The 8,765-nt window shown below is 44.3% G+C and carries 9 protein-coding genes; 3 read left to right on the plus strand and 6 right to left on the minus strand.

From position 1 onward, the window contains the following. Positions 1–427: 427 nt before the first annotated feature. The 3 genes from ACUVJL_RS36310 to ACUVJL_RS36320 all read right to left on the minus strand — a co-directional run bounded on the left by ACUVJL_RS36310 (position 428) and on the right by ACUVJL_RS36320 (position 3,708). Complete coding sequence (locus ACUVJL_RS36310) at positions 428–799, minus strand: DUF4342 domain-containing protein (RefSeq protein ID WP_445250250.1); 372 nt, start codon at positions 797–799, stop codon at positions 428–430. Between the two features lie 220 nt (positions 800–1,019). After that, a complete protein-coding gene (glgA, locus tag ACUVJL_RS36315; RefSeq protein ID WP_445250251.1) occupies positions 1,020–2,495 on the minus strand; it encodes a glycogen synthase GlgA in 1,476 nt (491 codons plus the stop codon). Positions 2,496–2,979: 484 nt separating this feature from the next. Beyond that, entirely contained in the window at positions 2,980–3,708 is a 729-nt protein-coding gene (locus ACUVJL_RS36320; protein ID WP_445250252.1) for an AIM24 family protein, read from the minus strand. A gap of 280 nt (positions 3,709–3,988) precedes the next feature. Between ACUVJL_RS36320 and ACUVJL_RS36325 the strand changes: the two genes are divergently transcribed. Then, on the plus strand, positions 3,989–5,485 hold the full coding sequence (locus ACUVJL_RS36325; RefSeq protein WP_445250253.1) for a glycosyl hydrolase family 57: 1,497 nt from the start codon (positions 3,989–3,991) through the stop codon (positions 5,483–5,485). Positions 5,486–5,635: 150 nt separating this feature from the next. Here the strand turns inward: ACUVJL_RS36325 and ACUVJL_RS36330 are convergent, their stop codons facing one another. Further along, positions 5,636–5,857 carry a hypothetical protein gene (locus ACUVJL_RS36330; RefSeq protein WP_332959430.1) on the minus strand — a complete coding sequence of 74 codons (222 nt, stop codon included), beginning with the start codon at positions 5,855–5,857 and terminating at the stop codon, positions 5,636–5,638. Positions 5,858–5,974: 117 nt separating this feature from the next. Here ACUVJL_RS36330 and ACUVJL_RS36335 point away from each other — a divergent pair, with 117 nt between their 5' ends. Further along, positions 5,975–7,336, plus strand: a complete 1,362-nt coding sequence (locus tag ACUVJL_RS36335) for an NACHT C-terminal helical domain 2-containing protein (RefSeq protein WP_445250254.1) — start codon at positions 5,975–5,977, stop codon at positions 7,334–7,336. Positions 7,337–7,440: 104 nt separating this feature from the next. On the opposite strand, the gene ACUVJL_RS36340 is transcribed toward ACUVJL_RS36335, so the two are convergent. Then, positions 7,441–7,740 carry a hypothetical protein gene (locus tag ACUVJL_RS36340; protein WP_445250255.1) on the minus strand — a complete coding sequence of 100 codons (300 nt, stop codon included), beginning with the start codon at positions 7,738–7,740 and terminating at the stop codon, positions 7,441–7,443. A gap of 49 nt (positions 7,741–7,789) precedes the next feature. Then, a complete protein-coding gene (locus ACUVJL_RS36345; RefSeq protein ID WP_445250256.1) occupies positions 7,790–8,401 on the minus strand; it encodes a DNA-3-methyladenine glycosylase in 612 nt (203 codons plus the stop codon). A 20-nt stretch (positions 8,402–8,421) separates the two neighbouring features. Between ACUVJL_RS36345 and ACUVJL_RS36350 the strand changes: the two genes are divergently transcribed. Beyond that, positions 8,422–8,544, plus strand: coding sequence for a hypothetical protein (locus tag ACUVJL_RS36350; protein ID WP_006633228.1), 123 nt, complete (start codon positions 8,422–8,424; stop codon positions 8,542–8,544). Positions 8,545–8,765: the final 221 nt, after the last annotated feature.

Genomic DNA, 8,765 nt, shown 5'->3' on the forward strand with positions numbered 1-8,765 from the left:
TTTTTCATGTTTTTTGGCTTCAATCATTGGTAAAAGCTATGTTTCGCCAGAACACAATTGACAAAACTTATATTGCCGAGGAGAACTCGAATTCACTCATCTTTCTAAATGCTGTTTTCTCACTTTTTCAGCAAGCCCTAAATATATATATATATGGGGTAAAACTTTTCATTAGCCCCATTCCATTGTAGCAAAGTCATCTGGGAAAACAACTTAAACTAACAGAATACTTCACCCTAAAAATTCTGGTATCATCTCGTTCCTAGGCTCTGCCTACAGTACACTGAGACTAGAAACAGCGAGGCAGAGCCTGTATATATGCGTTACCAGGCTCTGCCTTAAAAAGATTAACCCCCTCCGCTCTCGCATTGGTTCAATCGCCATGACAAATTACACTATTGAATGACGAATGACTGCGGACTAATGACTATTCTTTCCGCTCGACAGCTACAGTCAAATGAGCCGCAACTGCCCCAACTGTAGCCAGTACAGCAGCAATTGGAAAGACTACCGATCCTGCAACGCCGCCTACCAATGCCGCCATCAGCGGAATGTCTGCCAAAGTCCGCCCTTGCGAGTTTTTGATGACGAGGTGGCGGAGTTTTCCTTGCTCAATTAGTTCTTTGACTTTAGCAATTAAGCTGTCGCCGCTAATCTTAAATTCTTCCACTCTGACTTTTTCCTCTGTTGCAAATTCTGAGGTGAATAAAGGAGTTTCAACTGTTGGGTTTGCTGAAGCTCCGGCGGCTGGTGTTTTGTCTTGCATAATGGTTACTTGTTGTTCTAGTTGTGAGTTCATTTTTTGTAAGGGCGGGTCAAAACCAGCCGTTTAATTTCTATACTCTTATCTTCGGCGATCGCACTTGAGAACGACAGGCAAGGAAACCCTACAATCTCCATTCGTACTTTCCACCCCCGCCTTTTTACTCAAAACATTATCTCTCTCTGGTTAGATAAGGGCGGGTTTATCTATTCCTAATGGTAGAGAAAATATCTCTGGGAAAACCCGCCCCTACTGATTATTTATGTCGAATTAGCTCGTAAATTTCCACATAGTCTTTAGCTGGATATTTCCACGAATTATCGCAATTCATGCCTTGAATCATCAGTTTTTCAAATTCATCATGGTAGTCATACCACAATCCGATCGCGCGATCGAGCGCTGACTCTAAAGCGCCGTAGTCGCTTTGGTAAAACACGTAACCGTTGCGTTCTTCCCGGAGGTGGCGAGTGTCGTAATCTCGATCGAACACAGTATTCACCAAACCGCCAACTCCCCGCACCACAGGAACAGTCCCGTACCTCAACCCGATCATCTGAGTCAGCCCGCAGGGTTCGTAATTGCTGGGAACCACAATCATATCCCCACCCGCGTAAATTAAGTGCGACAGTTCCTCATTAAAACCTAGTTCTAAATGGCAGTCTGGATTATCATTTAAAAACTGTTTCTCGTGCTGGAAATGCGTATTAATTCCCGCTTCGGTGGCGGAGCCCAAAAGCACAAATTGCGCTCCCTTACTCAGAGAGTAATAAATTGCGTGGTGGACGAGATGAACGCCTTTTTGATCGTCCAAACGACCGATAAAGGTAATAATAGGCTTGTCAGCATCGCCCAGGAACAGCCGATCGCGCAAAGCTTTTTTAGTTTTGGCTTTTCCTGCCAAATCATCCTTAGTGTAATGATCCGGAATATAGCCATCGCTCTCGGGATTCCATACATCGTAATCAATGCCGTTGAGCACCCCGCGAAACTTCTCTTGATACAAATGCAAAGTGTGGCCCAAACCGTAGCCGAACTCGCCGACGTGAGCTTCCCAAGCGTGGTGCGGCGAAACCGTGGTGACAAAGTTCGAGTAAACAATGCCGCCTTTCATAAAGTTGAGGGCAAAAGGGTTAAAATTATCTCGCAGGCGATCGTACTCAAAATAATAATCCTCTCGATTCAAACCCGTTGCTTGCAAAATATCAATTCCTCCCATGCCTTGATGTTTGAAATTGTGAATGGTATAGCAGACTCGCTGATTTTCCATCCAATTGTATTTGTAAATTTCAAACAGCATGACTGGAACCAAACCAGTTTGCCAATCGTGACAGTGAATCACCTCGGGACGCTTGTTGCTTCTGAGCAAAAATTCCAAAGCGGCTTTGCTGAAAAATGCAAACCGCATATTGTCGTCATTGCAGCCGTAATAACAGCCGCGATTAAAAAAGTTATCAAGAGAGCGAGGTTCGATGAAAAAGCACAACTGCCCGTGCACCCAGCCGCACAAGACATCACAGAGGATTTCGCCGCCATACCAGGGCACAGCCAGATCCCGGTAGGCCTCGTGAAGCCCCCAAATGTGGTCATACCTCATGCAGTCGTACTTGGGTAGAATAATCTCGACGCAGTGGCCGGAATTCTGTAACTCCCGACTCAAGCCGTAAACTACGTCACCCAAACCCCCTGCTTTGATGACTGGGGCGCACTCCGAGGCAATTTGTACAATGTACATTTTTTTTTCTCGCTCCTGGATGAATCAAAAAGATATTTTCTTAACATGACAAAGTATATGATTTCTCGCCAAATAAGCAAGTAGGCCATTGGGAATACAGGGAGATACGCGCAGCTAGCGGATGTTGGGGCAGATTCGGGCGATCGCACTGTTGCTTAAAATACAGTAGGGACACCGCACTGCCTTTCATCGTCTCAACAATCGCCTAAAAACTTTTGTATCTCTCGTTTATACCCGAGTTTCGATCCCCCTCGCATCCCCGCAACGATTTGGGGAGTATGGGGTGACTTTGATCGCTTCCGGTTCCCCCCTTAATACGGGGGGCGCCGGGGGGATCTATAGGCTCATGAGAGCGAGCAAAGACTGTTTTTTGAAGTTAAGTTGGCAACTATAGGCACTGCCGTTTCCCTGCTGCTTTTGAAGTCACTGGCCATTTGTATCGTGTTCCGAATATCGATCGAATCTTTTGTCGCTATGAAACAACTCAACCCAAACCCATAGCATCATTTTCACATACTAATAATTTACCTTTCCCCTGATAAAACCAAACATAACCCTCTCCGCCGCCTTTGCCAAAATGACCTAATTTTCGATAATCTTCTTCAATCCCCTTGGTAAATCCTTTGACTAAATCGCAATCAGCTATCAAAGTTTCACCTTGTTGGAGTTCGACAATCTTAGCCGGTGAACTTGTAGCTGCTACAACAGTAGCTTTTTGCTCGCGCAAAGCTGTAACAGCAATTCTCCACCTACCGTCAGTAGAACCCGCCACTTGTCGGAATTTCAGTTTTTTAGCACCGATAACTACATTGTCCGAACAAAACTGAAATATACCGTCATCAAACTCCCACTGCTGGGCATCCAAAAGCTCGATCGGCGTATAATGCAGGAAATGCCCTTTTTGTCTCGGTTCGAGTTTCACCGTACCAGTCCCTTGATATACGGGAGCGTTGTAGTCCATTTCCGTTGTCAAAGATACCCACATATCTTTCAAACGGTTATCCGTTTTATAAACACCATAAGTCAATTTCCCCATACACCAATGCAGCGCGCCTTTTTGAATTATCACTCCAGAATTGTTCAAGTTAATTTCTACTTGCTGAACAAACGGAATATTCTTAGTGGGATGGTAAAACTTATTGGTTTCAGGATTGATGTTATTTTGGACATACCACAAATCCGTTGGTTCCAAAACCTTGATTTCGTATTTCATAATTTACCTCGCCTATTTATGTGAAATGTGTTAAACATTTTACCCAGGATTGGCGGCTTCCGCTTTCCCGGACTTATGTCAATTCCGGTTGTATCGGAATGATTAAACCACAGAGGGCACAGAGGACACAGAGAAAGAGAAGAGAGAGATGCATAATTCCGATGTTAACGGATTTGATATGTGAAATTTATCTTTTGCCGACATCATCTGCTACTGTTAAATTATCTAGCTATCTTAGCAATAGCAGACACGGTTCCTCCACAATTGTTGAGAAAAATTTATGCCTGCGATCGCACAATCTCCCAATTTACCGATTTTACAAGAAATCAACTCAGGATTGCCCAATATTTGCGGATCCGAAGCAGAAATTAATGCCGCAGCCAATAGCAACGAACCAGTCTTTCTACCTACCACAAATCTGCGCCTCGAAAACATTCAAGCCGGATTTGCCTGCGCCCTCCATATGCACCAACCCACAATTCCTGCCGGTGCAAACGGCGAACTAATCAGCAATCTCCAGCAGATGTTTGAACATCCCAACCAAGGAGACAATCACAACGCCGGAGTCTTTGCTTGGTGCTATTCCCGCATGGGAGAATTCATCCCCCAACTGATTGCCGAAGGCTGCAACCCGCGAATTATGCTCGACTATTCGGGCAATTTATTGTGGGGATTGCGCCAAATGGGACGCGACGATATCTTCGACAATCTCAAGCGGATTACCTGCGATCCTCAATATCAACCTCACGTAGAATGGCTGGGGACAATGTGGAGTCACGCCGTCATTCCCTCAACTCCCATTCCCGACATCAAACTCCAAATTCAAGCATGGCAACATCATTTTGCAGCCATTTTTGGCATAGATGCCCTCAAGCGCGTTAAAGGTTTTTCGCCCCCAGAAATGCACTTTCCCAATCACCCAGATACACTTTACGAATACATCAAAGCTTTGAAAGAATGCGGCTATCGCTGGCTGATGGTGCAAGAACATTCTGTAGAAAATCCCGACGGTTCGGGATTGTCGCAAGACCAAAAATATATTCCCAACCGTTTAGTTGCCCGCAATTCTCGCGGCGAAACAATCAGCATCACGGCTTTGATTAAAACCCAAGGTTCAGATACGAAATTGGTCGGTCAAATGCAGCCTTATTACGAAGCCAAAGGACGCAACAAACAGCAAATTGGCAATGTCACAGTTCCTTCTTTAGTTACTCAAATTGCCGACGGCGAAAATGGCGGCGTCATGATGAATGAATTTCCCAGCGCCTTTGTCAAAGCTTGGCACGAAAACCGCGAACAAGGCGGCGGAAAATCCGGTGTTGTCGGTTTAAACGGCACTGAATATTTGGAGATAATTGAAGCGGCGGGCGTTAATCCTGATGATTATCCGATTTGTCAGGGGATTAACCAGCACAAAATCTGGCACCTAGTCGATCCTGATAGTGCGACGCCGGAAAAAGTGGAAAGTGCGATCGCCCAACTCAAGCAAACAGACCACAATTTTCACATGGATGGTGCTTCTTGGACTAACGATTTAAGTTGGGTCAAAGGCTATGAAAATGTCTTGGAACCGATGAATCTACTCAGCGCTGCATTTCACAAAAAATACGACGCGCTGTTGCAGCAAGATGCGACCGTTACCAAGCAGTTTGAATACCAGCAAGCTTTGCTTTACAACTTGCTGCTACAAACAAGCTGTTTCCGCTATTGGGGACAGGGAACTTGGACTGATTACGCGCGCGAACTTTACAACCGCGGCGCTGCTTTAATGAAGTAGGAAAAGTTGGTAATTGCGATCGGGCAAATAGTTTGGATCAATTATTAGCGTTCGTATTTATGCAGGAACACTATATATAGTGTGCCTGCATAAGTCCTGTATAGAGTGGGGCTAGCAAGATGCACACCCCACTAGATAACGCGAGTTTCGTTAAACCTTGGTCAGGAGTTCGTAAATAGCTGTTTTTGTTTTCGTCGATTTGACGACTCCAGCATCCTGAATATATTGCAAGAGGCCTAGGGCTTCTTCAAGTTTGTTGGTAGCATCCATAACGACGGGATGGCGAGACACCTTGAGGTCTTTGATCAAGGTAGAGATAGGCTTGTCTATGCAAAGAGACAGTTGTTGGTAGTTGGATTGCTGTTTCGTCATATCTTTTAGATTTTTGAATCAGTACATCTATAGCTTTGCACTCCCATAGCTGGTCGGTTCCAAACAAAGGTTAGGAAGTTTGTTAGGATGATCTGTTAGGGACTCGATCGTGTGGTAATGATGGTACGCACTCCAGATTCATCCGAAGACTTATTTGCCGAAGCCGCAACTAATTGGGATCTGCAAAAGTTATACAAAGACTTAGCCGTTGCCAAGCGAGAGTTTGCGCCTCACAAGAAACGGGAGGGACTCACACCGACAGAAAAGAAACATCTGCGTGGATTACTTTGTCGTTATAGTCCTGCTGAAATGGCTAAAAAGCTATATAAAAATTCTCGAGGAGTGGAAGCTGACCTGTGTAAGACAATATATCGGTATGTTGAACAACTGACCAAAAAACCACTCAATACCCTAAAAAATTGGCGGGATATTCCTGAATGGTTGGAACAAAATGGATACAAAATACAGGTATTTGATGCCGTTGATGGTAAGAAGGCGATCGCATCCTCTGCTTCAGATGCTTTAGCTGATATTGAACTTGTCTCTGAGTTAATTGAACTTGTCTTTGACTTATTGTTTAAAAAAAACCGGAAAAAATCCTCTTTTTTTCATCAATTTTTTCAAGAGTATTTGAGTGCCGAGGAATTGGCAATCTCTCAACAGGGTTGTCAGCAACTCGTCCTTCATATAACTGAACCACGGTGGCGACAAGTATTTTTGCAGGCTTCTAAGAAATTGCCCGCAGCAGATAGTTTATTTCAACTAATGAACCAACAAGTTGATATGCTCATGATTACTGATAAAAAACTCCAGGAATTTCTTAGGTGGGTAAGTAAGAAATCGAATTCAGTTAATGTTTCTTACAAACCAGCAGCCGTTCGTCTTTTTTACCTTACCCGCGCTCGCGCTATTGCTATCGCCAGTGACCCAGACTGTGCTGGCAGCGCTATTGGTAGCCTTATTGAGGTTACTACCACTAACACTATTGCCACTGGCTTAGATATTGATATCAACACCACAACTGACATAGATCTTGCTATCGACTATATAAGTGCTCTTGCTATTAGTAGAACAATTGCTACCTCTACAGCAATTAATATTTATATTCCTGATGTTATCTTCAATGCTATCACTATAACTCTCGACGATATCCTTAAAGAAAATACTAATTCTGAGTTTAAGGAAAAAATTGAAAAATTGAAAAATAATTTGCCTATTTCAAAGAGAGATACATTTAAGCAATGGTGGCTAAATAATGGTTTAGAGTGGACTAAAAAATTAAGAAATGTGATAATTAATTATCGTGATATAGGTCAGGATTGGCAGTTCACAGAAGCGCAAAAAAAATTGCTTGTTCAGTATTATCAGGCTAATAAATTTTTGATGGAATGCCTGAACAGTGGTTGTAACGTCTCACCTGAAGTCCGATCGCACATCGAAGACAACCTATTTTTACCCCTTGATTCCTCGCTCAGCTAGAAAAAACAGGGGAAAAGATGCTCAAGCTGAACAGGATTGTCACTCCGTCAGAGTTGAGTCTCAATTTCCCCATGCCCGATGCCCAATTCCCCATTCCCAAAATCTTACATTTCCTGCATCAGCCGCAAATAATTCTGCCGCATCTGCGTCATATTTTCCATCATTCTATTAGCCATATCTTTCTCAACATCGCTCATTTGCTGCCAAAATAAAGCCGATCGCCTCGCCATAATTGCTTCTTCCCACAACATCTCCAAAAGTTGCGCCGCCATTGGGTTTTCAGCATCGATAATCCCACACAATTGCTCGAAGGCCCGGTTGGCTTCGGTGTGAGTGCTAACCTCGTGAACCAGGGTTAGGCATTTCTTGAGTTGTACGATCGGGTTTTCAGAAGAGTAAGCCATAATTTCACTAAGATAACCGACAAAATTTACACTGATACCTTTGACATTACTAGAGTTGTGACACAGCCTTAGAGTTCCCTACATACCAGCGCCAAGACAAATCAATTCCTTGAGAAATCCCGATCCGCGTAGTTTGCACAAAATTTATTGTACCCTCCTCCACAGCTTGCTGAAAGTGCTCGCTCCGGTGTTCCAACCGCAGCGGTTGGCCCCAACCCAAGGGAAAACCGCTTAAAGTTCGATCGATCTCCAGCACCTTACACAGTTTCCCAGGCCCGGCGGCCAGGCGCGATCGCTTCTTCTCGGGAATTCCAGCGAATTCTTTGGGAACCGGATCTAACTGCAAAGCTCGAATCAGCACAGCACTAGCAACTCCCTCTGCATCCGTCACCACGTTAAAACAGTGATACATCCCGTAGATTAAGTAAACATAGCTCATACCCGCAGGCCCGAACATCACCTCATTGCGAAGAGTTCGCTGCCGGTAAGCGTGACAAGCGGGGTCTCCAGGGCCGTAAGCTTCGGTTTCGACAATAATTCCCCGAATCGTCTCGCCGTCAGGAAACTGCCGCACCAGAGTACAGCCCAGCAAATCCGGCGCTACGCTGGTAGATGGCCGCGCCAGCCAAAAAGATTCTACAATTTGAGTATTTCCACTCACTCAACAACAGCAGGTAAATTATGGACGTTAAGTTAGTTTTAGCAGTCTTGACAGCAGTTTTCACCGTTTGCTGTCTGTTCTTCGGTACAAAAAACGGATTCTACGATACTGACAAGTATCACGGCAACGGTTCTGCTCACTAATTTTAGGCTGCAGTTAGTTGCTCAAAAAACCGCTGTCTGTCTCTCAGGCGGCGGTTTTGTTTCGATTTAACCTAAATGTCGCGGAATTCCCCATCCGTCTACAGGGTGGGGATGGATAGCGACCAAAAAAACAAACCGCGAAGCAACATTATTTTTTTAGTCTGTGCTATAATATTATAACTATTGTGTAAATCCGATAATGTACAAAGCTTACAAGTTTA

The sequence above is a fragment of the Microcoleus sp. OTE_8_concoct_300 genome (genome assembly GCF_031383065.1).
Taxonomy (GTDB): domain Bacteria; phylum Cyanobacteriota; class Cyanobacteriia; order Cyanobacteriales; family Microcoleaceae; genus Microcoleus.